At 62.3% G+C, this 23,811-nt stretch carries 24 protein-coding genes; 16 read left to right on the plus strand and 8 right to left on the minus strand.

Translation table 11 applies throughout. The annotated features are described in order from the left end of the window. Nucleotides 1-57: 57 nt before the first annotated feature. Genes ABL914_RS03880 through ABL914_RS03890 form a run of 3 tightly spaced genes read left to right on the plus strand, consistent with a single transcriptional unit; the run spans nucleotide 58 to nucleotide 2,340 of the window. Nucleotides 58-1,017 (plus strand): alpha/beta fold hydrolase, encoded by a 960-nt coding sequence (locus tag ABL914_RS03880; protein ID WP_391561844.1) that lies wholly within the window; start codon nucleotides 58-60, stop codon nucleotides 1,015-1,017. A 6-nt stretch (nucleotides 1,018-1,023) separates the two neighbouring features. Further along, a complete protein-coding gene (locus tag ABL914_RS03885; protein WP_391561845.1) occupies nucleotides 1,024-2,109 on the plus strand; it encodes an NAD(P)/FAD-dependent oxidoreductase in 1,086 nt (361 codons plus the stop codon). 54 nt (nucleotides 2,110-2,163) lie between these two features. Next, complete coding sequence (locus ABL914_RS03890) at nucleotides 2,164-2,340, plus strand: YegP family protein (protein WP_391561846.1); 177 nt, start codon at nucleotides 2,164-2,166, stop codon at nucleotides 2,338-2,340. A 121-nt stretch (nucleotides 2,341-2,461) separates the two neighbouring features. Here the strand turns inward: ABL914_RS03890 and rnhA are convergent, their stop codons facing one another. Genes rnhA through ispH form a run of 3 tightly spaced genes read right to left on the minus strand, consistent with a single transcriptional unit; the run spans nucleotide 2,462 to nucleotide 4,877 of the window. Next, nucleotides 2,462-2,911 (minus strand): ribonuclease HI, encoded by a 450-nt coding sequence (rnhA, locus tag ABL914_RS03895; protein ID WP_391561847.1) that lies wholly within the window; start codon nucleotides 2,909-2,911, stop codon nucleotides 2,462-2,464. Further along, entirely contained in the window at nucleotides 2,908-3,915 is a 1,008-nt protein-coding gene (gene thrB, locus ABL914_RS03900) for a homoserine kinase (RefSeq protein WP_391561848.1), read from the minus strand. Before thrB ends, rnhA begins: the two co-directional genes overlap by 4 nt. Further along, nucleotides 3,915-4,877 (minus strand): 4-hydroxy-3-methylbut-2-enyl diphosphate reductase, encoded by a 963-nt coding sequence (gene ispH, locus ABL914_RS03905; RefSeq protein ID WP_391561849.1) that lies wholly within the window; start codon nucleotides 4,875-4,877, stop codon nucleotides 3,915-3,917. Before ispH ends, thrB begins: the two co-directional genes overlap by 1 nt. Before the next feature lie 80 nt (nucleotides 4,878-4,957). Here ispH and ABL914_RS03910 point away from each other — a divergent pair, with 80 nt between their 5' ends. From ABL914_RS03910 to tatC, 9 genes are all read left to right on the plus strand, one after another. Next, the gene (locus ABL914_RS03910; RefSeq protein WP_391561850.1) at nucleotides 4,958-5,608 is read left to right on the plus strand and encodes a hypothetical protein; all 651 of its coding nucleotides are present in this window, start codon (nucleotides 4,958-4,960) and stop codon (nucleotides 5,606-5,608) included. Nucleotides 5,609-5,683: 75 nt separating this feature from the next. Further along, on the plus strand, nucleotides 5,684-7,435 hold the full coding sequence (gene argS / locus ABL914_RS03915; protein ID WP_391561851.1) for an arginine--tRNA ligase: 1,752 nt from the start codon (nucleotides 5,684-5,686) through the stop codon (nucleotides 7,433-7,435). A 2-nt stretch (nucleotides 7,436-7,437) separates the two neighbouring features. Next, a complete protein-coding gene (locus ABL914_RS03920; RefSeq protein ID WP_391561852.1) occupies nucleotides 7,438-8,151 on the plus strand; it encodes an SPOR domain-containing protein in 714 nt (237 codons plus the stop codon). Nucleotides 8,152-8,223: 72 nt separating this feature from the next. Continuing rightward, nucleotides 8,224-9,237: a beta-N-acetylhexosaminidase gene (gene nagZ / locus ABL914_RS03925; RefSeq protein WP_391561853.1), complete on the plus strand. Its 1,014-nt coding sequence runs from the start codon at nucleotides 8,224-8,226 to the stop codon at nucleotides 9,235-9,237. Then, nucleotides 9,234-10,040: a segregation and condensation protein A gene (locus tag ABL914_RS03930; RefSeq protein WP_391561854.1), complete on the plus strand. Its 807-nt coding sequence runs from the start codon at nucleotides 9,234-9,236 to the stop codon at nucleotides 10,038-10,040. The genes nagZ and ABL914_RS03930 overlap by 4 nt, the downstream gene beginning before the upstream one ends. Further along, a complete protein-coding gene (scpB, locus tag ABL914_RS03935) occupies nucleotides 10,037-10,654 on the plus strand; it encodes an SMC-Scp complex subunit ScpB (RefSeq protein ID WP_391561855.1) in 618 nt (205 codons plus the stop codon). The genes ABL914_RS03930 and scpB overlap by 4 nt, the downstream gene beginning before the upstream one ends. A gap of 125 nt (nucleotides 10,655-10,779) precedes the next feature. Further along, complete coding sequence (locus ABL914_RS03940; protein ID WP_391561904.1) at nucleotides 10,780-10,989, plus strand: twin-arginine translocase TatA/TatE family subunit; 210 nt, start codon at nucleotides 10,780-10,782, stop codon at nucleotides 10,987-10,989. Nucleotides 10,990-11,017: 28 nt separating this feature from the next. Beyond that, nucleotides 11,018-11,410 carry a Sec-independent protein translocase protein TatB gene (gene tatB / locus ABL914_RS03945; RefSeq protein WP_391561856.1) on the plus strand — a complete coding sequence of 131 codons (393 nt, stop codon included), beginning with the start codon at nucleotides 11,018-11,020 and terminating at the stop codon, nucleotides 11,408-11,410. Beyond that, the gene (gene tatC / locus ABL914_RS03950) at nucleotides 11,410-12,213 is read left to right on the plus strand and encodes a twin-arginine translocase subunit TatC (RefSeq protein WP_391561857.1); all 804 of its coding nucleotides are present in this window, start codon (nucleotides 11,410-11,412) and stop codon (nucleotides 12,211-12,213) included. The genes tatB and tatC overlap by 1 nt, the downstream gene beginning before the upstream one ends. A 63-nt stretch (nucleotides 12,214-12,276) precedes the next feature. Here tatC and ABL914_RS03955 read toward each other — a convergent pair whose 3' ends face one another. The 3 genes from ABL914_RS03955 to ABL914_RS03965 are packed head-to-tail and all read right to left on the minus strand — an operon-like array spanning nucleotide 12,277 to nucleotide 15,394. Further along, nucleotides 12,277-13,947 carry an amidohydrolase gene (locus ABL914_RS03955; protein WP_391561858.1) on the minus strand — a complete coding sequence of 557 codons (1,671 nt, stop codon included), beginning with the start codon at nucleotides 13,945-13,947 and terminating at the stop codon, nucleotides 12,277-12,279. Beyond that, nucleotides 13,947-14,843 (minus strand): NAD(P)-dependent oxidoreductase, encoded by an 897-nt coding sequence (locus tag ABL914_RS03960; RefSeq protein ID WP_391561859.1) that lies wholly within the window; start codon nucleotides 14,841-14,843, stop codon nucleotides 13,947-13,949. Before ABL914_RS03960 ends, ABL914_RS03955 begins: the two co-directional genes overlap by 1 nt. A gap of 41 nt (nucleotides 14,844-14,884) precedes the next feature. Continuing rightward, complete coding sequence (locus ABL914_RS03965) at nucleotides 14,885-15,394, minus strand: DUF4402 domain-containing protein (protein WP_391561860.1); 510 nt, start codon at nucleotides 15,392-15,394, stop codon at nucleotides 14,885-14,887. Between the two features lie 194 nt (nucleotides 15,395-15,588). On the opposite strand from ABL914_RS03965, the gene ABL914_RS03970 reads away from it, so the two are divergent. The 3 genes from ABL914_RS03970 to ABL914_RS03980 are packed head-to-tail and all read left to right on the plus strand — an operon-like array spanning nucleotide 15,589 to nucleotide 18,884. After that, on the plus strand, nucleotides 15,589-15,972 hold the full coding sequence (locus ABL914_RS03970; RefSeq protein WP_391561861.1) for a VanZ family protein: 384 nt from the start codon (nucleotides 15,589-15,591) through the stop codon (nucleotides 15,970-15,972). A gap of 41 nt (nucleotides 15,973-16,013) precedes the next feature. Beyond that, a complete protein-coding gene (locus ABL914_RS03975) occupies nucleotides 16,014-17,252 on the plus strand; it encodes a threonine ammonia-lyase (RefSeq protein WP_391561862.1) in 1,239 nt (412 codons plus the stop codon). Between the two features lie 45 nt (nucleotides 17,253-17,297). Beyond that, nucleotides 17,298-18,884 (plus strand): amidohydrolase family protein, encoded by a 1,587-nt coding sequence (locus ABL914_RS03980; RefSeq protein ID WP_391561863.1) that lies wholly within the window; start codon nucleotides 17,298-17,300, stop codon nucleotides 18,882-18,884. Between the two features lie 98 nt (nucleotides 18,885-18,982). Here the strand turns inward: ABL914_RS03980 and ABL914_RS03985 are convergent, their stop codons facing one another. Together ABL914_RS03985 and ABL914_RS03990 are read right to left on the minus strand one after the other, a co-directional pair. Beyond that, nucleotides 18,983-20,650, minus strand: coding sequence for a TIR domain-containing protein (locus tag ABL914_RS03985; RefSeq protein ID WP_391561864.1), 1,668 nt, complete (start codon nucleotides 20,648-20,650; stop codon nucleotides 18,983-18,985). Beyond that, nucleotides 20,647-22,599, minus strand: coding sequence for a TIR domain-containing protein (locus ABL914_RS03990; protein ID WP_391561865.1), 1,953 nt, complete (start codon nucleotides 22,597-22,599; stop codon nucleotides 20,647-20,649). The genes ABL914_RS03985 and ABL914_RS03990 overlap by 4 nt, the downstream gene beginning before the upstream one ends. Nucleotides 22,600-22,895: 296 nt before the next feature. Between ABL914_RS03990 and ABL914_RS03995 the strand changes: the two genes are divergently transcribed. Next, complete coding sequence (locus ABL914_RS03995) at nucleotides 22,896-23,747, plus strand: arginyltransferase (protein WP_391561866.1); 852 nt, start codon at nucleotides 22,896-22,898, stop codon at nucleotides 23,745-23,747. Nucleotides 23,748-23,811: the final 64 nt, after the last annotated feature.

Consider the following 23,811-nt stretch of genomic DNA (forward strand, 5'->3'; position numbering starts at 1 on the left):
TCTAAGCAGCAGTGCTTACCAAATAGTAACCAGAGCCAAGAGGCTGATATTATCCAAATGGCTTCAGCACAGTTCCCGCAAATCGATCGCCGCGCCATTCCTGGTGGTGTCGTTGAAAGCCGTTGGCAGGCCGCAGATGGCTGGTCGATCCGGCGGATTGATTGGCCCGCACCCGCAGCAACGCCCAAGGGTTCGATCCTGTTTCTGCCCGGACGCGGCGATTTCTATGAAAAGTATCTGGAAACGCTGGCCCAGTGGAATGCTGAAGGCTGGCATGTTAGCGCCAGCGATTGGCGCGGGCAGGGGGATTCTGGCCGGCTTGGCAGCGATGCGGTAACCGGTCACATCGATGATTTCTCTACCTGGTGCGAAGATCTGGGCCAGCTGTGGAAGGACTGGAAAGCGGCAACGCCGCCGCCGCACGTGTTGGCCGGCCATTCAATGGGCGGGCATCTGGTACTAAGGACCGTGGCCGAAGGGCTGGCCGATCCCGATGGATTGATCCTGTCTGCACCGATGCTGGGCTTTACCGCCAGCTTGCTGCCACCAGCCGTGATGCATCAGGCCGCCAAGCTGATAAAGGCGCTGGGCGATCCGCGCCGCCAAGCCTGGAAGTGGAGCGAGGCACCGGGCCAGGTTCCGCAGCAACGGGCACATTTGCTGACACATGATGCAGATCGCTATGCCGACGAACTGTGGTGGCGCAATCACCGGCCCCAGCTTGTGATGGGCCCAGGCAGCTGGGGCTGGGTTGAGCGCGGCTATGCCTCGATGCGGCTGCTGGCAGATCCGGACCTGCTCAGGGCGGTAAAGGTGCCGGTGCTGATCATCGCGACCGACGATGACAAATTGGTCGGCTGGAAGGCAATTGCCCGCGCCGCAACCATCTTGCCCGATTGCGAGCTGGTCCATTTTGGCAAGGAAGCCCGGCACGAAGTGCTGCGCGAATCCGATCCGGCACGAAATCGTGCGCTGGCGGCTTGCGACGCTTTCCTTGGCCGGATCGCTTCTGGCTGAGCGGCCATGACTGCAAGCTATGACTTTGCGATTGTTGGTGCCGGGATCGGCGGCGCCTCGCTGGCGGCGGGGCTGGCTTCGCACGGGCGGGTCTTGCTGATCGAGGCTGAGGACCAGCCGGGCTACCATGCCACCGGCCGTTCGGCCGCGTTCTGGACAGAAAGCTATGGCGGGCCGCAGGTGCTGCCGCTGACCACGGCATCGTTCGCCTTCCTTGATCGCAACGGCCTGCTGGGCCCGCGCGGAGCCCTGACCCTGGCCCGGGCCGATGAAGCATCAGGTCTGGCCGATTTCGTTGCAGAATTTGCCGGGCTTGGGGTGCGGGTTGAACCGCTTGATCGTGCGGCGTTGGAAATGCGGTTGCCGGGCATCAAGCGCGAATGGACCCTTGGCGCTTTTGAGCCCGATTGCTGCGATATCGATGTTGGCGCGCTACATCAGTTGTGGCTCGCCCAGGCCCGGCGCGGCGGAGCCGATCTGCAATGCCGTGCGCGGCTGGCCTCACTGGGCAGCAGTGGCAACCGGTGGCAATTGCGCCTGGCGGACGGCCGCGAATATTCGGCAGCAGTTGTAATCAATGCGGCCGGGGCCTGGGCTGATGATGTTGCGGCGATCGCGGGCCTCTCCCCGCTGGGGATCCAGCCCTATCGCCGCACCATGTGCCAGCTGCGGGTGGGCTGCAAAGTACCGGCAGACCTGCCGCTGACCCTGGCGTTTGACGGCAGCTGGTATTTCCGCCCCGAAGGTAACCGGCTGTGGCTGAGCCCGCATGACGAGATACCCAGCCCGCCCTGCGATGCCGCGCCTGACGAAATTGACATCGCCATGGCAATTGACCGGTTTGAGCATGCCGTCGATTGGCCGGTTCTGGCGGTGGAGCGCAAATGGGCCGGCCTGCGCAGCTTCGCGCCGGATCGCCTGCCGGTCTATGGCTTCGATCCGCGCGCGCCTGGCTTTTTCTGGTTCGCCGGGCAAGGCGGCTTTGGTATTCAGACCGCGCCGGCCGCAGCCGATCTCGCGCTGGGTCTTTTGCTGGGAAGCGCGGCAGGCGCAGTCGATCCGGGGCCGTACCAACCGCACAGATTTTTCTAGCAATATCGTGCGGCAGGAATAGCTTGGCCTTTCTGCAACCAAGGAGTCGCTACCATGGCCCACACGTTTGAAATCTATAAGGACAAGGCCGGAGAATTCCGCGTCCGCTTCAAATACAATTCGGAAATCATGTTTTCTACCGAGGGCTATTCAACCAAGGCCAGCGCGCAGAACGCGATCGATTCAATCAAGAAAAACGGCCCCGGCGCGCCGGTTGACGATAACAGCTAGGCGCGGACGCTGATGCAGAATTCCGTCATCCCCGCCTGCGCGGGATGACGAGTTCCTGTGCTTTGTGAGAAAAATCTGAAGCATTGGATCAAAGCCCGTTTCAGATTTCCCGCTCGCCGCTCTACTCGGATCGGGCCTTGCCCACCCCAAGCGCGGCATCACTGGCCAGTTGGTCTGCCCGTTCGTTTTCGGGATGGCCGGCGTGGCCTTTGACCCAGTGCCAGGTCACTTTGTGGCGGTGCTTGGCATCCAGCAGCGCCTGCCACAGATCGGCGTTCAGGACCGGCTTCTTTTGCGAATTCTTCCAGCCATTTTTCTGCCAGCCGAAAATCCATTTGGTGATCCCGTCGATCACATAGCGGCTATCGGTGTAAAGCTGAACGTCGCTGGGGCCCTTCAGTGCGGTAAGCGCCTCGATCACAGCGGTCATTTCCATCCGGTTGTTGGTGGTTGCCGCCGCGGCTCCGCTCAGCTCCTTTTCGTGCGCGCCTGATCGCAGCACCGCGCCCCAGCCGCCCGGACCCGGGTTGCCCTTGCAGGCCCCGTCGGTGAAAATCTCAACCTTCTTCATGGCGCGATGAAGATCGCCGCGTTGGCCGGATCGGCATAGAACTGCAATCGCCGGACAAAGGCCATCGGGTCTTTCTTGATCACCAGTGCGCCGACCGGGGTGTTGATCCAGTCAAACGCCCGGCTAAGCGCAAACCGCAAGGCCGCGCCGCGCGCCAAAACCGGCAAAGCCGCGCATTCGGCGGGGCTTAGCGGGCGAATGGAGTTATAGCCTTCAAGCAAGGCGTTAGAGACTGCCGCGTTGAAGAGGTTTCCGGCGCCATCAAAACACCAGGCGGCATGGGTTACCGCCACATCATAGGCAATCAGATCGGTGCAGGCGAAATAGAAATCGATCAATCCGGTAACCTGCTCTCCCAGCATCAGTACATTGTCCGGGAACAGATCGGCATGGATCACGCCAAGTGGCAGGTCTTGCGGCCATTGGCTGGCCAGCTGGGCCAATTCATCCGCGACAATGCCGGCCAATCCGGGATCGATCGCGGCCAGGCCATCGGCCCCGCAGGCATCGGCCAATCGCTGCCACTCAGCAAGGCCCATTCCGTTGGCGCGGGCCGCAGGGAAATCGGCTGCGGCCAGATGCATCTGCGCCAGCGAACGACCCACGGCAAAGGCTTGGGCTGGGCTGGGATCGCCAAGCGAAACGCCAGGCAGGAATTCGATCAGGGCCACCGCCTTGGCTGGTCCGGCCGGTGAACCGGGATCTGCGATCATCCGGTAAAGCGCACCGGACAAATCGTGGATCGTGCGCGGTACCGGGCAGCCTTTGGCGGCCAGATGATCGAGCAGCGAGAGGAAGAAGGGCAGGTCCCCTAGCTCGATCCGGTATTCATACATGGTCAGGATGAACCGCGCGCCCGTGCCGTTCGTGCCGGTGGTTTCGATCAGCCAGTTTGAATTTGAAACGCCTTCGGCGATGCCCTTGGCCGACACCAGTTCACCGACCCCAAAGTGACCGATCAGTTCGGCCAGCTGTTCGGCCCCAAGCTGCGTGTAAACGGCCATCAATCAACCAGTTGCCGGGGCAGCTTGAAGACCATCTTTTCTTCGGCGGTAACCACCTGATCCATTTCGACGGTGCGGAACTCGCCAATCCGCTCGATCACTTCGCGGATCAATTCTTCGGGAGCGGATGCCCCGGCGGTCAGGCCCAGCACATCTACCCCGTCAAGCCACGCGCCCTCAATCTCGGCCCCGCGCTGCACCAGCCGCGCCTGTGCTCCGCAGCGTTCCGCCACTTCGACCAGGCGCAGTGAGTTGGAACTGTTGGGCGCGCCGATCACCAGCACCAGCTGGCAGCTTGGGGCAATGGTCTTAACCGCCGACTGCCGGTTTGATGTGGCATAACAAATGTCTTCGGCTTTGGGCCCGACAATCTGGGGAAAGCGCACCCGCAGTGCTGCAACCACTTCGGCGGTATCGTCGACCGAAAGCGTTGTCTGGGTAAGAAATGCCAGCGGCGCATCATCCAGGAACGCCAGCTTGGCGACATCGGCCACGGTTTCAACCAGGGTTATCGTGCCTTCGGGCACCTGGCCCAGCGTACCGATCACTTCGGGATGGCCACGGTGCCCGATGAACACGATGTGCCGCCCGGCTTCGGTCTGGCGTTCGGCCTGGCGGTGCACCTTGCTAACCAGCGGGCAAGTTGCATCAAGCCATTCGAGCCCGCGGGTGGTGGCCGCAGCGGGCACCGATTTGGGTACGCCGTGGGCGCTGAAAATCACCGCCGCGCCATCGGGAACTTCGTCCAGTTCCTCAACAAAAATTGCGCCTTTGGCCTTCAGGCTATCGACCACGAAGCGGTTGTGGACGATTTCATGCCGGACATAGACCGGTGCGCCATAGCGTTGGAGCGAAAGCTCGACGATGTCGATCGCACGGTCCACACCAGCGCAAAATCCGCGCGGTGCAGCCAGCAACAGCTTGAGCGGCGCTTTGCCCGCAGTTTGACAGGGTGCGTTCATCTCGCTCCCCCTAGCGTTTTGAACCGTGCCCCGCTAGGGCGTGCACACCAAGATCACTGCCTTACCCCAAGGATGCCTCGATGACCGCTCGTTTCCGCTTGATTTCCGCCCTTGCGCTGGCCGGCGCGCTTGCTGGTTGTGCCGGTACCGGTGATATTGTGGTTGATGAAGGCGTGGGGATCACGGCGGTTCGCGGGGTTTGCCCGGCGGTTGGGGTGCCCAACAATACCGGCGATATCACGCTGTTCCGGGTGCCGGGCGATGTCACCGCCGCCAATATCGATGTGGTTGCTGCGCTCACCAATGTCCGCAGCCAGTGCAGCGATGCCGGGGAAAAGGTCAATACCCAGGTGACGTTTGATGTGCAGGCCCGCCGCACCGATGTGCGCGGCGCCCGCACTGTGACGCTGCCCTATTTCGTGGTTGTGGTGCGCGGCGGCAGCGCCGTGGTAACCAAGCGGGTTGGCCAGATCACCCTGAACTTCGCCGATGGCCAGGAACGCGCCCAGGCGAGCGGCCAGGGCACCGCTTATGTTGATAAGGCTGAGGCAACCCTGCCCAAGGACATCCGCGAAAAATTGATCCGCCGCCGCCGTGCCGGCCAGCAAGACGCCGCGGTTGATCCGATGACCCAGCCCGAAGTGAAGGCTGCCCTTGCCCGCGCCACTTTCGATGTGCTGGTGGGCTTTCAGATGAGCCAGGACCAGCTGGTTTACAACGCCACTCGCTAGTTCTGGCGGCTGGTTTTGGTTGTTCAGGCGCGGGGAGGATTTCCAATTCTCCCCAAACAGGCTAACCGCGCCGCCATGACCCAGCCCCAAACCCTTTACGCCGCGTTCGAACTGCACATCGATGCCGCACTTGATGCCCTGGAAACGGCCGGGACAATCCCGGCAACCTTGCGCAAAGGCGTTACGGTAGAACCGCCGCGCGATCCCAGCCACGGCGATATTTCAACCAATGCCGCGATGGTGCTGTCCAAATCAGCGGGGATGAACCCGCGCGCATTGGCCGAAGCACTGGTTGCTGAACTGGTCAAGATCCCCGGCGTCAAAACGGCTGAGATCGCCGGGCCTGGGTTCATCAACTTGCGGTTGACCGATCAGATCTGGCTGGCCGAACTGGCCGCGATTGGCGTGCTGGGCGGAAACTATGGCCGCGCGCCGGTCAGCCGGAACAGCACCGTCAACGTCGAATACGTCTCTGCCAACCCCACCGGGCCGATGCACATGGGCCACTGCCGCGGCGCGGTGGTTGGCGATGCGCTGGCCAGCCTGCTGGAATGGGCCGGGCACGATGTGATCCGTGAATACTATGTCAACGATGCCGGCGGCCAAGTAGATGTGCTCGCCCGCTCGGCCCACTTGCGCTACCGCGAGGCGCTGGGCGAAACCGTTGAAATCCCTGAAGGGCTCTATCCCGGCGAATATCTGATCCCGGTTGGGCAGGCGCTCGCCGCTGAATTTTCCGATCGCTTTGTTGCCGCGCCCGAAGCCGATTGGCTGGCAGCGTTCCGCACCCGCGCGGTGGCAGCGATGATGGTGGCGATCAAATCCGATCTCGCGTTGTTGGGGATCCACCACAGCCTGTTTTCCTCAGAGGCCGAATTGCAGGCGGCCGGCAAGCCCGAGCGGGCTGAGGCGTGGCTGCGCGCGCATGACCTGGTTTATGATGGGCAGCTCGAAGCCCCCAAAGGCAAGACGCTGGACGATTGGGAGCCGGTTGAATTGCCGCTGTTCCGCTCAACCAGATTTGGTGACGATCAGGATCGCCCGATCAAGAAAAGCGACGGCAGCTGGACCTATTTCGGAGCGGACCTCGCCTATCACTTCCAGAAAGCCGAAACGGCTGACGCACTGGTTGATATCTGGGGCGCGGATCATGCCGGCACGGTCAAGCGGATCAAGGCTGCGGTGGCCGCCATGACCGCCGGTTCGGGCCCCGATGGCGAACAGTCCAAGCCGTTCGAAGTCAAGCTGGTGCAAATGGTCCAGCTGATGAAGGGCGGTGCACCGTTCAAGATGTCAAAGCGGTCGGGCAATTTCGTGACCTTGGCCGATGTGGTGGAAATGGTCGGCAAGGACGTTGTCCGGTTCTCGATGCTGACGCGCAAGCCCGAAGCCCAGATGGACTTTGATTTCGATCGCGTGGTTGAGGCATCAAAGGACAATCCGGTGTTCTACGTGCAATATGCCCACGCCCGGATCCGTCGCAATCTGCGCAAGGCCGCCGATGAAGGCCTGACCCCCAGTGCGGCCGACATTGCCCTGCTGGGCGCGGAAGAAATCGAATTGATCAAGGTTGCGGCCCAGTTTCCGCGGCTGGTCGATGCCGCAGCGGCCGCGCGCGAACCGCACCGGATTGCTTTCTATCTCTATGATCTGGCTTCGGCATTCCACAGTTTCTACAATCTGGGCAACGACCAGCCGGAAAAGCGGTTCATCGTGGCACAGAATCCAACCTTGACTGCAGCAAGGCTTTATCTTGCGTCCCAAATCGGGCAACTTGTCAAGAACGGCCTCGCCATCCTTGGCGTGGCAGCGGTTGAGGAAATGTAGCTATGACGGGCATCAACGGTGATCGCGAAGGCGAAGGTTGGCACGACGAAGCGGACGAACCGCTGGAAACAGAGCGGCTGGCACTGGATGACGGCGAAGAACGCCTGCCCTGGCTGGAAAGCACCGACGACGAGGATTATGACGAGGATGAAGGCTCTGACATGGGCCACACCCTGCGTCTGGGCCTGCTGGCGCTGGCGGCATTGGCTGCGATCGTGCTGGGCATCTATTGGGTTACCCACCGCAATCCCGATCAGGCCCTGACCGCTGATGGCAGCTTGGTGACTGCCGATCCGCAGCCCTACAAGGAGGCACCCAAGGATCCGGGCGGCAAGACTTTTGATGGCACCGGCGACACCAGTTTTGCGGTCTCCGAAGGGCAGAACAAGCCGGCCCAGATGGCTGGTGCTGCGCCCGCGGCTGCCCCGGCGGCTGATGCAAAGCCGGCCGCTGCCGGGGCTGCGCCCGCCGCTGCAACCGGCGGTGTTGGCGTCCAGGTTGGCGCCTTTTCATCCAAGGAAGCGGCTGAAGCTGGCTGGAGCAAGCTGGTTGGCGCGGCTGGCGGGGCGCTTTCAGGCGTATCGCACCGGGTGATTTCGGGCAGCGCCGATAATGGCACGATCTTCCGTTTGCAGGCTGTGGCCCCCGATGCGGGCGCCGCGCAAAGCCTGTGCGGCAAGCTCAAGGGCGCCGGGATCTCTTGCCAGGTCAAGTAGTTCGATAATCCACACGAATCGGCACAGCGCGCGCTTGCAAGGCGCGCGCTGTGCTGCGACTTTGCCGGTGTTATGACCCCAGCGATTTTCGGCATTTCAGGACTTGAACTCGGCGCCGAGGAACGCGCCTTTTTCGCCGATGCCGATCCGGCCGGCTATATCCTGTTTGGCCGCAATATCGAAAGCCGGGCACAGCTGCGGGCACTGACCGATCAGTTGCGCGCGATCCACGGCCGCGATCGGCTGCTGATTACGATCGATCAGGAGGGCGGACGGGTCCAGCGGATGCGGCCGCCGGTTTGGCCATCCTATCCCGCCGGCGCAGCATTTGATGCGCTCTATGATATCGCGCCAGCCAGCGCGATTGAAGCGGCGCGGGTCAATGCGCAGGCGTTAGGGCTGGATCTGGCCGAAGTGGGGATCACCTGTACCCATGCCCCGGTGCTGGATGTCCGCCAGCCTGGCGCGCATGATGTGATCGGGGACCGGGCCTTTGGCCATGAACCGCTGCGGGTTGCGGCGCTGGGCCGGGCGGTGCTGGACGGTCTGGCCCGGGCCGGTGTGGTGGGGACGGTCAAACATATGCCCGGACACGGACGGACCCACTGCGATACCCACAAGGCGATGCCAACCGTCGATGCCTGCGATGCCGATCTTGCGCTTGATCTGGCCCCGTTCAAGGCGCTGAACGGTGCACTTACGGGGATGACCGGGCACTTGCTGTTCACCGCTTGGGACCGGGAGAATCCGGCCACGCAATCCCCGTTCATCATCGAAGAGATAATCCGCGGGCGGATCGGCTTTGATGGACTGTTGTTCACTGATGATCTTGATATGGAAGCGCTGAGCGGGACCGTGCCCGAACGCGCCGAAAAGTCGGTCAGGGCCGGGTGCGATCTGGCGCTCAACTGCTGGGCCCGGATGGCCGACATGATCGGGATCTGCGAACGGCTGCCCAGCATCGCAACGGCGGCGCAGCTGCGGCTTGATCGTGCCTTGGCGGGGATGGGCCCGCCCGGTGATCTGGCCGAACATAGCGCGCTGCTGGCCACGCGTGATCAATTGCTCGCCCTGGTTCCGGCATGATCGAGAACGGCCTGATAGATAGCCCGGCGGTTACATTCGCAGAGGATGATTGGCAGGGGATCGGCGCTGCTGCGGGCGATGATACCGCGCTTTATCTTGAGCTTGATGGCTGGGAAGGGCCACTTGATTTGCTGCTCGATCTGGCCCGGCGGCAAAAGGTTGATCTGCGCAAGATTTCGATCCTGGGGCTGGTTGATCAATACCTGACCTATATCGAACAGGCAGAAGCGCTGCGGCTGGAACTGGCGGCAGACTATCTGGTGATGGCGGCGTGGCTGGCCTACCTAAAATCGGCGCTGCTGCTGCCGCGTGACGAGCAGGCCGATCCCAGCCCGGAAGAACTGGCGCTGCGGCTGCAACTGCGCTTGCAGCGGCTGGCGGCAATGCGCGATGCTTCCGCGCGGCTGCTGGGGCGTGACCGGCTGGGGCGGGATACCTTTCGGCGCGGCGCACCCGAAGGCCTGCGGATTGATCGCAAGAACCTGTGGCAGTGCGATTGGTTCGCGCTGGTTCAGGCTTACGGCCAGGTCAAGGCGCGCACCGCACCGGTGGTCCACATGGTGCGCGACCGGATGGTGATGACGCTCGATTCAGCGCTTGCCCGCGTCTCGGCGATGCTTGGGGTCAATCTGGATTGGATGGAATTGCGTGATTTCCTGCCGCCGCACGCCGATCCCAAGCTTAGGCGTTCGGCGCTGGCGTCCAGTTTTGTTGCCGCGCTTGAACTGGCCCGGCTTGGCAAAGCGGAAATGCGCCAGGATCACACCTTTGGTCCGCTCCACCTGAAAGCGATCAAGGCATGACCGGGCCGGATGAGCTGGTTCGCGCGGTTGAGGCCACCTTGTTCGCGGCGCAAGAGCCGATGAGCGCCGAAGCGATTTCCACCCATTTGGGCGGGGCCAACGTGACGGACGCACTGGCTGAGCTTGCACAAACCTATAGCCAGCGCGGCGTGCAACTGGTCGAACGCGGCAAGCGCTGGCATTTCCAGACCGCGCCCGATCTGGCCCACCTGCTGCGGCGAGAGCGTGAGGAGCTGCGGCGTTTGTCGCGCGCGGCAACCGAAGTGCTGGCGATCGTGGCCTATCATGAGCCGGTCAGCCGGGCCGAGATTGAGGCGATCCGCGGCGTTCAGACCGCCAAGGGCACACTGGATGTGCTGATGGAAGCGGGCTGGGTGCGGATTATCGGCCGCCGTGAAGTGCCGGGCCGGCCGGTGATCTTCGCCACTACGCCCGATTTCCTCACGCATTTCGGGCTCGAAAGCCGCAAAGACCTGCCCGGGATCGACGAATTGCGCGCGGCCGGGCTGCTCGATCCGGTTGAGGATGCTCTGGCCGAAGCGATGGATACACCCGAGCAGGTTGCTGGTGATGGTGACAATTCGGACGAAGTTCAGCCCGAAGCGGCAGACTGACTCGCAAGTTGCCATCAGATCGCCTACATGGGGTAAAACAGGGGTAGCGGGCCATGGCCCACTGCACGCGCAGGAGAAATTCAATGTTTGGTCTGTCAGTGCCCCATCTGCTCATCTTGGCCATTGTGGTCCTGGTCTTGTTTGGGCGGGGCCGGATTTCCGAAATGATGGGTGATTTCGGCAAAGGTATCAACAGCTTCAAGAAGGGGCTGTCTGAAGGCGAAGAGGTCAAACCGCAGGCTCCGGCCAGCCAGATCCCGCCGCCCGCAGCGCCCGGTGAGGCTACGCTGAACGGCGATACTGTGATCGATTCCTCGCAGAACAAGCCCCAGTAAGGCGCCGGGCCGGGGGCAAGGCACCATTATGTTCGATATTGGCTGGGATGAAATGCTGCTTACCGCGATCGTTGCGATCGTGGTGATCGGGCCCAAGGACCTGCCGCGTGCGCTGCGCGTGGCCGGGCAGTGGCTGGGCAAGGTTCGCCGGGTTTCCGGCCATTTCCGTGCCGGGATCGAAAGCATGATCCGCGAGGCCGAGATCGAGGAAATGGAAACCAAGTGGCGCGAGCAAAACGAGGCGATCATGCGCGAGCATCCGATTGCTTCGGCTGAACTGGCGCTCGATGGGGCCGGCGCGGGGGCCGAGCCGGTGGCGGCTGAGGCTCAGCAGCCAGCCAAACCCAAACGCAAGACAGCCAGCAAGCCGGTGAGCAAAAAACCAGCCAGCAAGCCGCGTAAGCCTAAGGCACCTGCCTGATGGCGTTTCAGGTCCAGGACATTGATGAGACTCAGGCCCCGCTGCTCGATCATCTGATCGAACTGCGCAGCCGGCTGGTCCGCGCGATCGTGGCCTTGCTGGTGGCGTTCGGGCTGAGCCTCTATTTCGCTGGCGATATTCTGGGCTTTTTGATCCGTCCGCTGACCGATGCTTTCCCGCCGGGCGAAGGCAAACTGATCTACACCAAGCTCTACGAAGCCTTTTTCGTTGAGCTGAAAGTGGCGTTGTTCGCCGGGTTCTTCATCTCGTTTCCGATCATCGCCAACCAGTTGTGGGCGTTCATCGCGCCGGGGCTCTATGCCAAGGAAAAAAAGGCCTTCCTGCCGTTTCTACTGATGACCCCGGTGCTGTTCACGGCGGGCGGCGCAATGGCCTACTACGTGGTGATGCCCACCATGTTCACCTGGATGCTGGGCTTTCAAGGGGAAAAGGGCGGGTTGACGTTGGATGCCTTGCCGGCCGTGGGAGACTACCTGGGTTTGGTGATGCAGTTGATACTGGCCTTCGGTTTCAGCTTTTTGCTGCCGGTACTGCTACTGCTGCTGAACAGCGCCGGGATCGTTTCGCGCCAGCAGCTGACCGGCGTGCGGCGATATGTTATCGTGGCGATCACCGCGATTGCGGCGGTAATCACACCGCCCGATGTGGTTTCGCAGCTGATGCTGCTGGTGCCGATGTGGCTGCTGTTCGAAGGATCGCTGATCATCATGTGGCTGGGCGAACGGCGTGAGGCCAAGATTGCGGTTGAGGGTGAGGCCGAACGCACGGTTCCGCCTGCCTGAGCTTTTTTAGTTAGAGTGGGAGCGGGCCGGTGGTGTTTCCACGTTAGTGGAACAGACTCTGGATTATTGCCCCGGCCGCTTGTTTCTGGCTGTATCCCAAACCAGCTGCCCGCCGACATAGACCTGGTTCACCACCGTTTTCGCAAGCTGCGAAGGGCTGGCCAGCATGATGTCGCGATCAACAAACAGGAAATCGGCGCGTTCGCCCACCACCAGCCGGCCAAACCGGCCTTCAGCGAAGCCGGCATAGGCCCCCCATGCCGTATAGGCCGCCAGAGCCTGTTCGCGGGTGACGCTTTCCTGGGGCATCCATCCGCCAGCCGGTTCGCCATCAGGGCCGGTTCGGCTGATCGCTGCGGCAAGCCCGGCAAAAGGATCCGGCAGTTCCACCGGCGCATCCGATCCGAAAGCCAGCTTGCCGCCCGCCGCCAGCATCGAGCGCCACGCATAGGCCCCGGCAAGGCGGCCGGGCCCCAGCCGCTTTTCGGCCATCAGCCTATCGCTGGTCTGATGGACTGGCTGCATCGATGCGATGATCCCGAATTTGCCAAAACGGGCGATATCGGCCGGATCGACGATCTGGGCGTGTTCCACCCGCCAGCGCCGATCGCCGATGTAGGTCGGTGACATTTCCTCAATCGCGGAAAGCAGCGAAGCATTGGCCTCATCGCCGATTGCGTGGACCGCGATCTGGAATTTGTCGAGCGCGGCCCGGCTCATCAGATTGCGCAGCTGGGTATCGCTGGTGATTCTGAGGCCGCGCGTTTCTGGCGCATCGGAATAGGGCGCTTTCAGGCTGGCCCCGCGCGATCCCAGCGCGCCGTCCATGTACAGTTTGACCCCGTTGAGCCGCAGTTTGTCTTCATAAAGCCAGCGGCTGGGCCCAGGCCCGCCGATCATCACCATATGTTCGGTGCCGCCGCCATAGGCCATGATCCGGATCTTTAGCGTGCCGGCATCACCCGCGCGGCGAAAGCTTTGCCATTCGGCAGTCGTGGTGCCCATATCGGCAGCGGCGGTAACGCCGTAAGACAGGAAAATCTGCTGGGCGAGATCGAACGCAAAATCGAGGTCTTCCGGGCGCGGTGCCGGGACCACCTGCTGGACCAGTTCCTGCGCCGTATCGATCAGCACCCCGCTGGGCTTGCCGCCCGCCGCCATGCGTTCAATCTTGCCGCCCGCGGGATCCTTGGTGGCTGCGGTAACAGCGGCGATTGCCAGGGCGCGGCTGTTGGCCCAGCCGGCATGACCATCGACCCGGTCCAGCCAGACCGGCCGATCAGGCACGGCTGCATCAAGTTCAGCCGCGGTGGGGAAACGCTTTTCGGGCCATAGTTCCTGGTTCCAGCCGCGCCCCAGGATCCACGGACGGTCGGGATGGGCCTTGGCATAGGCGCCAATCGCAGCCAGCGCTTCGGCCAGTGAACGGGTGTTGGAAAGATCCAGCGTCATCGCCGCGATCCCCACACCCATCACGTGGGCATGGCTGTCAATCAGCCCGGGCATGATGAATTGGCCCTTGCCGTCGATCCGAAAGCTGGTTTTGGGTTTCTTGTCACCGCGGTGCAGAACAGTCTTGATCCGGCCATCATCACCGATCACCAGACCGCTGAAATTGTCGATCCCGCCGCCGGCATCCAGCGTTACGCCGATCACGTTATCAACCAATGTATCGGCCATCGCCGGGCTTGCCACCAGTGATGCCGAAACGGCCAGGCCAATCAATTTGCGCATCATGCTGTCCTCTTGCGCGGCAGGCGCCGCACCAATGCCGAAGTATCCTGCCGTCCGCCGCCCATCGCCTGAACTTCGGCATAGAACTGATCGATCAGCGCCGCGACCGGCAGCGATACGCCCAGCGCGCGGCCCTCGTCCATCGCCAGCCCCATGTCCTTGCGCATCCAGTCGATCGCAAAGCCGAAATCGAAGCTGTCTTCGCACATTGTCTTCCAGCGGTTGTCCATCTGCCATGATTGCGATGCCCCGCCTGAAATAGCCTGATAGACCTTTTCGAGATCCAGATGTGCGGCCTCGGCAAAGCGCAGCGCTTCGGACAAAGTGGCCAGGATGCCCGAAAAGGCGATCTGGTTGACCATCTTGGTGGTCTGCCCGGCCCCGGCCTTGCCCACGTGGACGATCCGTTTGGTATAGGCGCTCATCACTTCTCGCGCGGCCTCGATTGCATCGTCGCGGCCGCCGCACATCACCGTCAGCGTTCCGTTTTCAGCCCCGGCCTGTCCGCCGGTGACAGGTGCATCAACGCAATGGACCATCAGATCGCGGGCTTCAACGGCGATCTGCCGCGCGATCCGGGCTGATACTGTGGTGTGATCGATAAAGGTCGCGCCTTTGCCGATGCTGGCAAAAACCCCGGTCGGGCCCAGCACCACATCGGCCAGATCATCGTCATTGCCGACACAGGTCAGCACTACATCTGCGCCTTCGGCAGCCTCAGCCGGGCTGTGCGCGATCCGCGCGGCCAGTCCTGGATTGGCTTCGTGCCAGCGCTGCGCGCGGGCAGGGGTGCGGTTATAGATTGTCAGCTGGTGTCCGGCCTGCCCGATATGCCGCGCAATCGCGCCGCCCATCACGCCCAGGCCCAGGAAGGAAACGTTCAGGGGTTGGCTCATGCACCAACCTCTAGGTCAGCACGGGCCGGGCATCAAGCGGATCAATTGTATTCGAGATTGACCGTAAATTGCCCGCTGTAAACACCGGGGGCCTGGCCGGGATTGATATGCAGGGTGGCGCCAAAGTTTACCACGGTAAAGCCGCCGGTCAGCTGGACCACGGTCCCAGGGCCGCCAGGAAAGTTTGGTTCGGCCTGGATCGGATCACCCGGTCCGGTCAGTTCAAATGTCGGGTCAAAGTTGACCTGCACCCCGGCATCCGAACCCGATAGTTCCAGCCGGGAAACGCCCCAGGTGCCGGCGCAGACGATATTGGCGGTGCACGAACGGCTGGACGATGCCGGATCAACCACAACATCGCCGCCGCTAACCGTATCACGCAGCGCGATCCGGCCGAAATCCATATCGAGCAGGACGGCGAACTGGATCGATTCCAGAACCTGGGCCTGGCTATTGGGAGTTGTCGCCGCGCCAGCCAAGGCCGGTGAAGCTGTCAAACAGGCAGCCATGCCGATCAGGGCACTGGCCAATCTGTTGGTAGTTTTCGCCATCTTGCTCTCCGGTTGCGACCCCGAAATACTCAACAGACAAGGATGCAATAGCTGCGGGGGTCTTTGCGGTTGACTAAAGAGGCTGGTTAAGTCCGGGTAAAGAGTGTTCCAGAGGGGCCATTTCGCCCAGCATGCACCGGCTTTGCACGGTAAATCCATTTGCCTTGGGGCTTGGCTCGGTTATCGCAGCACCGATGCATTCGCTTATTTCCAAGCTCCTTTCGCCCCGCCTGCAGCGCCCGTTGTTTTGGTTGCTTGCCGCATTTGCGCTGACCATGGCCTTGCTGCCCCAGCCGCCCAGCCTTGCTACCTACAAGTTCAGCGACAAGTTCGAACATATGCTGGCATTTGGCGTGCTGACCGTCACTGCGCGGCTGGCCTGGCCCAAAGCGCGGATCTGGATCGCGGCGGTGCTGCTGTCACTTTACGGTGCGGCAATTGAAGTGTTGCAGACGATCCCCGTGCTGCACCGCGATGCCGAACTGCGCGATTGGGTGGCTGATAGTGCGGCGATTGCGCTGGGCGTGGTTATTGCGCAATTTTTGATCCAGTTTAAGGCCAATCGCGATACGAATTAACGTTTGCGGGCCTAGACCCTTTGCCCTAGGGCCAGCCGGCTATGAACAAGCCGACTGACCCCGCTGCAGAGCTGCTGACCATTGATGACGTTCGTGCCGCTGCGGCGCGGATCGAAGGATCGGTTATTCGCACGTCGATGGACTATTCGCGCACGCTTTCCGCGATCACCGGGGCAGATATCTGGCTGAAGTTTGAAAACCTCCAGTTCACCGCCGCCTACAAGGAGCGCGGCGCATTGAACGCGATGTTGCTGCTGGGCGGAGAGAAGGCCAATCGCGGCGTGATTGCGGCATCGGCCGGCAATCATGCCCAGGGCCTGTCTTACCATGGCAAGCGAATGGGGATTCCGGTTACAATCGTGATGCCGCGCAGCACGCCGGTGGTAAAAGTGCAGCAAACCGAAGCGGTTGGCGGCATAGTTGTGCTGCACGGCGAAACGTTTGACGATGCCTATGCCCGCGCGCGCGAGCTGGAGGATGAACTGGGGCTAACCTTTGTTCACCCGTTCGATGATCCGCATGTTGCCGCCGGGCAAGGAACCGTGGCGCTGGAAATGCTGGAACAGGTGCCTGATCTGGACATGCTGGTGATCCCGGTCGGCGGCGGCGGGCTTGCCACCGGGATGAGCGTCGCGGCCCGCGCAATTAAGCCCGATATCGCATTGGTTGGGGTAGAAGCCGAACTGTTCCCTTCGATGTACAACAAGCTCAAGCACAATGATCTGCCCTGCGGCGGCGATACCCTGGCCGAAGGGATCGCGGTCAAGGAGCCAGGCGCATTCACCTCTGCCATGCTGCGCCGCTTGCTTGATGATGTTGTGCTGGTTAGCGAAGCTGCGCTGGAACGCGCGGTATCCTTGCTGCTGCAGATCGAAAAGACCGTGGCTGAAGGCGCCGGGGCGGCCGGCCTTGCTGCGGTTCTGGCCCATCCGGCGCGGTTCAAGGGCCGCAAAATCGGGATCCCGATCACCGGCGGAAATATCGACACGCGCCTGCTGGCCAATGTGCTGCTGCGCGATCTTGCCCGTTCGGGCCGGCTGGCGCGGCTGCGGCTGACCTTGCAGGACCGCCCCGGCGCGCTGTACAAGGTGATGGGTGAATTTGATCGGCACAACGTCAACATCATCGAGATCTACCACCAGCGGATATTTACCCACCTGCCGGCCAAGGGCCTGATAACCGACATTGAATGCGAAGCGCGCGACCGCGAACAGCTTGACGGGCTGGTCGAAAGCCTGCGCGGGAACGGCTATTCGGTGGAATTGGTGGAGCTGGGTTAGGGGGCAGTCCTTGTGTGCGCTGCTGATCGAGCCTAGCCTGGCGGCATGCACAAAACACTCCAAGCCAAGGCAGTGGTGGCTGCTGCACTCAGTTTGATACTCGGCGCTGCCGGGCCAGCGTTCCAGGCCGATCTGGTGTTGAAAGGCGGCACCATCCACGACGGCAGCGGCAGGCCCGCTTATGTCGGCGATGTGGCGATAACCGGTGATCGAATCAGCTATGTCGGCAGATCGGCCAAGATCCGTGCGCGGCGCAGCATTGACGCTCGCGGGCTGGTCGTCGCGCCGGGGTTCATCGATCTGCACACCCATCCCGATCTCGACACTGCCGAGCCTGCCAAGCGCCGTCTGGACACATGGTTGGCACAGGGCGTCACCACCATCGTCACCGGCAATGATGGATTTGGCAATTTCGATATCGCCGCGCAGACCCGTGCGCTCGAAGCGCGCCCAATCGGACCCAATATGGCATCCTTTGTCGGCTTTGGTCCGGTGCGGATTGCTGTGCTCGGCCCAGGCGCTGTGACGCCAGACGCCGGGCAACTGGCAAAGATGCAGGCGCTGGTCGCCAAGGGCATGTGCGACGGGGCGCTGGGGCTGTCAGCCGGGCTGTTTTATGCACCGCAGACCTATGCCAAGACCGACGAAGTGATCGCCGTGGCGCGCGAAGCAGGGAAGCGCGGTGGGATTTACGATACGCATCAGCGCGATGAATCGAGCTACGATATCGGGTTGCTCGCGTCGGTCGATGAAGCGCTCAGGATCGGGCAAGAGGCCGGGATGCCCGTGCACTTCGCCCATCTGAAAGCGCAGGGCCCCGATGTGCACGGTCAGGCTCCAGCCGTGATTGCCCGGATTGAGGCAGCCCGCGCCGCCGGTCAGCAGGTTACCGCCGATCAATACCCCTACAGCGCTGGCTCAACGAGCCTCGTAGCGGCGCTGTTGCCGCCATGGGCGCAGGATGGCGGTCTCGTCGCCATCAAGGCACGGATCGCGGACCCGGCCCTGCGCGACCGGCTGCGCACCGACATGCGCGAAAACATGCGGCGGCGCGGCGGTGCCGATGCCTTGCTGTTGACCAATTCCGGCCGGCCCTGGAGCGGCAAACGACTGGATGCCATTGCCGCCGAATGGAACGTCGATCCAATCGATGCCGCGCTGCGGATTATCCAGGATGAACCCGGCTATGTCGCTGTCGTTTCCTTCACGCAGATAGAGCCCGATATCGAAGCGATCATGCGCCAGCCATGGGTGGTAACCGGCTCGGACGGCACCACTGGACACCCGCGCATCTCCGGCACGTTCCCGCGCAAGTATGCGCACTATGTGCTCGAAAGGAAGGTCATCTCGCTGGCAACCTTCATCCGCCAATCAACCGGACGCAGCGCCGATATCCTGAAGCTGGATCGCCGCGGCTATCTGCGCCGGGGCTGGTATGCCGATGTCGTGGTGTTCGATCCGCGCAGCTATGCCCCGCGATCCGATTACGGCCGTCCGAGCGAACTCGCGGTTGGTGTCAGCACCCTGCTGATCAATGGCCAGGCGGTGATCGCCGACAGCCGTCTCAATGATCGCCTGCCCGGCCGCGTGCTGCGCCGCACGAACGTGCTCAATTGCCCACCAAGCGGCTAACAACCGACATTGAAGGCGGCCCGCGACCGCGAGCAGCTCGACGCGCTGGTAGAGAGCCTGCGTGAGAAGGGATACTCGGTGGATACGGTGGAGCTGGGTTAGGCCCCTTCGGTCTCTGCCCAAAGCGCGCGCAGATGGGCTAGCACTTCGCCCAGCGCCCGGTTACCGACATACCACCGGCCCAGGCGAAGCTCCCACAAGGCCAGCGTAGCGCCGGGTTCGCGGCGACGGGCCTCGACCATCAACTGGCGCGCCTCTTCGTTTCGGCCAAGGTGGCGGACGACGATCGCATGCTGGCAAAAGGCGTAAATGGCATCGGGATTCAGCGCCAGACACCTTTCATAATCCTCGTCCGCCGCCGCCCAGTCATTGAGATGGACATGAGCGTTGGCTTGCCAGGTAAGCGCATACTGCTGGTAGGGCGAGTGCGGTTCGATCCGCTGAAAATCGGCAAAGTGAGCCAGCGCCGCTTCGGGCTTGCCAAGCATTATACAGGCGGCCCCGGCAACCAAATGAGGCCGCCCATATCCGGGGCTGATCGCGATCGCCTGCTTGGCGCGGCGCAGCCCCTCCGCCAGTTGACCGGAATAGATAAGCGCGTCCGCAACTTGGGCAAGTACGGTGGCGTTCTCGGCATCGCAAGCTAGCGCGCGAGCTATGTGGTGCCTGATCCGCGCGAGCTCCGCCGGATCGTCGGGACTGAGATATGTATAGGCGTTCGCCAGACTATCCGCGAGCATGGAATGAGCCAGACCATATTCGGGCGCGATGGCGACCGCCTTGCCCGCTTCCGCGATCGCGCGGCGGAGCGATTCGCCGGTAAATTGCCGAAGCACCGCTTGCGCGCGCATGACGCATTCCCATGCGGTGTGGTCGCCCGGTTTCTTGAGCGCCTGCTCCATTTCGGCGCGGAGGCACTGGGTGCCGAGATTTCCGGCAAGCTCTTCGATCAACTCCTCCTGCAGTGCCGCCAGGTCGGCGAGCGGCCGGTCGAACTTCTGGGTCCAGAGGATTTCGCCGCCAGCTGCCTCGACCAGTTGCACGGTCACCCTGAGATCGCCCCCGCTGCGGCGGACATTGCCTTCGAGCAGATAGCGCACACCCAATTCACGCCCCAGCGCCTCGACATCGGGCAAGGCCCCACTGCGGAACCGCGCGGTGGAGGAACTGGAAATGACCCGGACATTGACCCCATGCGACAGCGCATCGATCAGGTCCTCGACCATGCCATAGGCGAAGACTTCATCCTCGGGCAGGCCCGAGCGGTTGGTGAACGGCAGCACCGCCAGCGACGGCGCCCCGCCGCGTGTCCCGGGTTTGGCAGGGGCGGGTTCGGGAGCGTCAATGATTGGCGCGGCAACAACCTCGCGCCCGACAAACCCCCGAACATCGGCGAGGAACCCCTGCCACGCCTTGTCCGCAGCATCCCCAGCCCAGTGCGACAATTCCGCCGTCTGGGTCAGCTCGAACATGATCGGCCGTTCGCAAGCCTCGATCATCACGGGCACAAGCGTCTTGCAGCGATCCGCAATCGTCGCCTCGGCCCGGACCCAACGCGAGACAACCGAGCGTGGGGACCACAGCACAACCACTGCCTTCGCCCCGCGCAGCGCGGCCTCGGTCACCTCGTCATAGGCCTCGCCCGAGCGCAGCGCGGTGTCCCACCAGACGTTGAGGCCTTCGGCGGCGAAGGCATCGGCATAGCGCTTTGCAGTGGCTTGATCCTCGCGGTTATAGGACAGGAAGATGTCGGGGTTTGCGGTCATGCGAAGAAAACATCCTTCGGAAAGTCGCGATATTTCTCACATTCGGCGCGGAAGTCATAGGGTGCCACTTCGGCGCAATCGGGCCACATCTGGGTGGCCAGCCAGTATTCGACCAACCCCAGCCGCGCGCACAGCTTCACAAAGCGCGGGTCGGCGCGCAGCTTGGTATAGACTGCGGGGAACAACAGGTGGGTGCGATAGGCATTGGCGCCGAGCGCGTCCTTCGGCCCGCCCGAAGGGCCCAATTTGGCGCGATCAAGCAGGGTGTACGCCTCATCGACGAAGTCAAATTCAGCCAAGGTGATAAACGGCATGGCATCGGCATGGCCCGTGAGATCGACCGAGCGGGTGATCGCTTCCAGCGTTCGCGTGCGATTTTCGATGGTCGGATCTCGCAGCACCGCCATCATACCAATAACGCCGCGAAGCTCGCGCAGGGGATAGCGTTCCAGCCGCGCCGGATCGAGCAAGTGGTCCACTGCGGCCCAGTCTTGCATATGACCGCAAGCGAGAATGAGAACGGCTATATTGTGATGATTGTCCGGCCAGATTTCGGCGATCCGTTCCAGCTCGGCACGGCCTTTTTGATATTCGCCAGAACGCCAGAGCGATTGAGCGTAAGTGGCATTAGCCATTTGGCTTAACGGATCCAGCGCCGTGCCCTTCCCGGCAGAAACAACCGCGTCGCGGGTCCGCCCGACACTTTCAAGGTGATAGCTGATGAACCCCATAGCATCGGGAGAATTCTGTCCGATTCTCTCAAGGCGCTGGACCACTTCATGGTGCGCTAGATAATCCCCAAACGGATTGATCTGCCACCATGCGCACATGGCTGCCTGGACATTGTCAGGATCGAGCATCAGGCAGCGTTGAGTATTTTCCGTGATGATCGCATCGAGTGGCGGTCGATCAGCCCAAGGCTCCAACCCCCGCGCCTCACATCGCTTAAACGCCAATGCCCCCCAGGCATCGGCCAATTCAGGCGCAAGCCGGACGGCGGCCTCCAGCAAGCCAATGCTTTCACGACTGCGCTCTGGATTGGGATCGAGTTCCTTCCCGCGCAGGTACAGATCATATGCCAATGGATCGATTTTCGCGGTCTTGGCCGGGAAGAACGCCGCATCGAGCGCGTCAGCGATGGCTTCTGAGATTTCGTCTTGCACCGCGAAGATATCTTCCAGATCGCGATCATACTTATCGGCCCACAACGTGGTTCCAGCCTTTGCTTCCGTTAGATGCGCGGCGATCCGCACCCGGTTGCCCGCGCGGCGGATCGAGCCGTCGAGCACATGGCTGGCCCCCAGCGCCGCTGCCGCCTTGGGCTTGTCGGCACCGCGAAACTGAAAGCTGGACGTCCGCCCGATCACCCGCAGCTTTGATCCGCGCATGATCCGTCCGAGGATATCGTCGGAAACCCCGTCGGAGAAGAACTCCATCTCGGCATCGCTGGAGAGATTGTCGAACGGCAGCACCGCCAGCAGCGTTTCAGCGGGTTCGGCCTTGGCTGCGACCGCTGCAAGCGACGGCATCGGTGCGAGAGCCGCACGCTCCTTGCCGACAAACCCCCGCACATCATCCAGAAACGCCAGCCAAGCCCGGTCTCCCGCATCCCCCGTCCAGTGCGAGAGTTCCGCCGTCTGGGTCAGCTCGAACATGATCGGTCGCTCACAAGCCTCGATCATGACAGGAACCAAAGTCTTGCAGCGATCCGCAATCGTCGCCTCGGCCCGGACCCAGCGCGAGACCACCGAGCGCGGCGACCACAGCACCACCACTGCCTTGGCCGCGCGCAAGGCCGCCTCGGTCACCTCGTCATAAGCCTCGCCCGAGCGCAGCGCGGTGTCCCACCAGACGTTCAAGCCCTCCGCCGCGAAGGCATCGGCATAGCGCTTCGCCGTGGCCTGATCCTCGCGGTTGTAGGACAGGAAAATGTCGGGGTTTGCCGTCAATCAAGGTTCTCCCTGCGCGGCTGCCATGTTGCCACCTGCACAATCTTGCATATTGCGGCCCGGATTGCAGCCACTATGGGCGAAGCCGCGCAGCGGGCAAGCCAAATCTCGATATTGCGGAGTGTTAAGGGGTGGCGGCCAAGCTGTCCCGTTTTGTGGTGGTCTGCGGACCATGCAGGTCCTGGCTGTGCATATTTACACCTCGTTCACGCTGTTTCGTGGTTAAAACTCTTTCAACACCGTGCGCGCCCATGCATACAGACTGGGTTATTCGCTGATTGGGATTTTGGCGCTTCGTGACTGCACCTGTTCGCTTTCCCCGGTTTTTTGTCACGAGCCCCAGCCCGTGCCCGTATCTGCCTGGCAAAAGCGAGCGCAAGGTTTTCACCGAGCTGAAGGGTCCGCACGCCGATGAACTGAACGACGCGCTGGGCCGGATCGGGTTTCGCCGCAGCCAGACTGTGGCCTATCGCCCCAGCTGCATCGATTGCACCGCCTGCGTTTCGGTGCGGGTGCCTGCGGATGAATTCCGCCCCTCGGCCAGTCAGAAGCGCACTGTGAAGCGCAACGGCGATCTGATTGCCACTGTCTGCCGTCCGTGGTCCACGATCGAACAGTACGAATTGCTCCAGCGCTATCTGGGTGATCGCCACCCTGGCGGCGGCATGACCAGCATGGACGAAATCGATTTCGCCGACATGGTTGAACATACTCCGGTGGACAGCTGGATCGTCGAATACCGCGAACCGGGTCTGGGAGATACGCCGGGCAAGCTGGTGGGCGCCTGCCTGACTGACCGGCAGGGCGATGGCCTGTCGATGATCTATTCTTTCTATGATACTGATCACGAAGGGCGCGAAGGGCTGGGGAACTACATTATCCTCGATCACATCAGCCGCGCCGGATCAATGGGGCTGCCCTATGTCTACCTGGGTTACTGGGTCGATGGGGCGGCGCGGATGCAATACAAGATCCGCTATCGCCCGATGGAACGCCTGACCCGCAGCGGCTGGTCCCGGATCGCTGATGGCGAGCAAGACGCCCTGATCGCCAAGGCGGCAACCCTGCGCCGCACCGCCCAGCCGATCGATGGCAGCACCAAGGATGGTGCGCACGGGGTGCAGGAATTGTACCGGGTGCAGGGATAGAGGCGGATAGTCCGCATCTTGCGGCTTTCACTTCTTCATTTATTCTATTCCCCAATTTGATCGA

The sequence above is a fragment of the Novosphingobium sp. genome (genome assembly GCF_040079535.1).
Taxonomy (GTDB): Bacteria; Pseudomonadota; Alphaproteobacteria; order Sphingomonadales; family Sphingomonadaceae; genus Novosphingobium.

What these genes read in the sequence shown, in the direction of transcription:
- ABL914_RS03880 (WP_391561844.1), top strand. Translation starts at nt 58, where the DNA reads ATGGCTTCAGCACAGTTCCCGCAAATCGATCGCCGCGCCATTCCTGGT.
- ABL914_RS03885 (WP_391561845.1), top strand. Translation starts at nt 1,024, where the DNA reads ATGACTGCAAGCTATGACTTTGCGATTGTTGGTGCCGGGATCGGCGGC.
- ABL914_RS03890 (WP_391561846.1), top strand. Translation starts at nt 2,164, where the DNA reads ATGGCCCACACGTTTGAAATCTATAAGGACAAGGCCGGAGAATTCCGC.
- rnhA (WP_391561847.1), bottom strand. Translation starts at nt 2,911, where the DNA reads ATGAAGAAGGTTGAGATTTTCACCGACGGGGCCTGCAAGGGCAACCCG.
- thrB (WP_391561848.1), bottom strand. Translation starts at nt 3,915, where the DNA reads ATGGCCGTTTACACGCAGCTTGGGGCCGAACAGCTGGCCGAACTGATC.
- ispH (WP_391561849.1), bottom strand. Translation starts at nt 4,877, where the DNA reads ATGAACGCACCCTGTCAAACTGCGGGCAAAGCGCCGCTCAAGCTGTTG.
- ABL914_RS03910 (WP_391561850.1), top strand. Translation starts at nt 4,958, where the DNA reads ATGACCGCTCGTTTCCGCTTGATTTCCGCCCTTGCGCTGGCCGGCGCG.
- argS (WP_391561851.1), top strand. Translation starts at nt 5,684, where the DNA reads ATGACCCAGCCCCAAACCCTTTACGCCGCGTTCGAACTGCACATCGAT.
- ABL914_RS03920 (WP_391561852.1), top strand. Translation starts at nt 7,438, where the DNA reads ATGACGGGCATCAACGGTGATCGCGAAGGCGAAGGTTGGCACGACGAA.
- nagZ (WP_391561853.1), top strand. Translation starts at nt 8,224, where the DNA reads ATGACCCCAGCGATTTTCGGCATTTCAGGACTTGAACTCGGCGCCGAG.
- ABL914_RS03930 (WP_391561854.1), top strand. Translation starts at nt 9,234, where the DNA reads ATGATCGAGAACGGCCTGATAGATAGCCCGGCGGTTACATTCGCAGAG.
- scpB (WP_391561855.1), top strand. Translation starts at nt 10,037, where the DNA reads ATGACCGGGCCGGATGAGCTGGTTCGCGCGGTTGAGGCCACCTTGTTC.
- tatB (WP_391561856.1), top strand. Translation starts at nt 11,018, where the DNA reads ATGTTCGATATTGGCTGGGATGAAATGCTGCTTACCGCGATCGTTGCG.
- tatC (WP_391561857.1), top strand. Translation starts at nt 11,410, where the DNA reads ATGGCGTTTCAGGTCCAGGACATTGATGAGACTCAGGCCCCGCTGCTC.
- ABL914_RS03955 (WP_391561858.1), bottom strand. Translation starts at nt 13,947, where the DNA reads ATGCGCAAATTGATTGGCCTGGCCGTTTCGGCATCACTGGTGGCAAGC.
- ABL914_RS03960 (WP_391561859.1), bottom strand. Translation starts at nt 14,843, where the DNA reads ATGAGCCAACCCCTGAACGTTTCCTTCCTGGGCCTGGGCGTGATGGGC.
- ABL914_RS03965 (WP_391561860.1), bottom strand. Translation starts at nt 15,394, where the DNA reads ATGGCGAAAACTACCAACAGATTGGCCAGTGCCCTGATCGGCATGGCT.
- ABL914_RS03970 (WP_391561861.1), top strand. Translation starts at nt 15,589, where the DNA reads ATGCATTCGCTTATTTCCAAGCTCCTTTCGCCCCGCCTGCAGCGCCCG.
- ABL914_RS03975 (WP_391561862.1), top strand. Translation starts at nt 16,014, where the DNA reads ATGAACAAGCCGACTGACCCCGCTGCAGAGCTGCTGACCATTGATGAC.
- ABL914_RS03980 (WP_391561863.1), top strand. Translation starts at nt 17,298, where the DNA reads ATGCACAAAACACTCCAAGCCAAGGCAGTGGTGGCTGCTGCACTCAGT.
- ABL914_RS03985 (WP_391561864.1), bottom strand. Translation starts at nt 20,650, where the DNA reads ATGACCGCAAACCCCGACATCTTCCTGTCCTATAACCGCGAGGATCAA.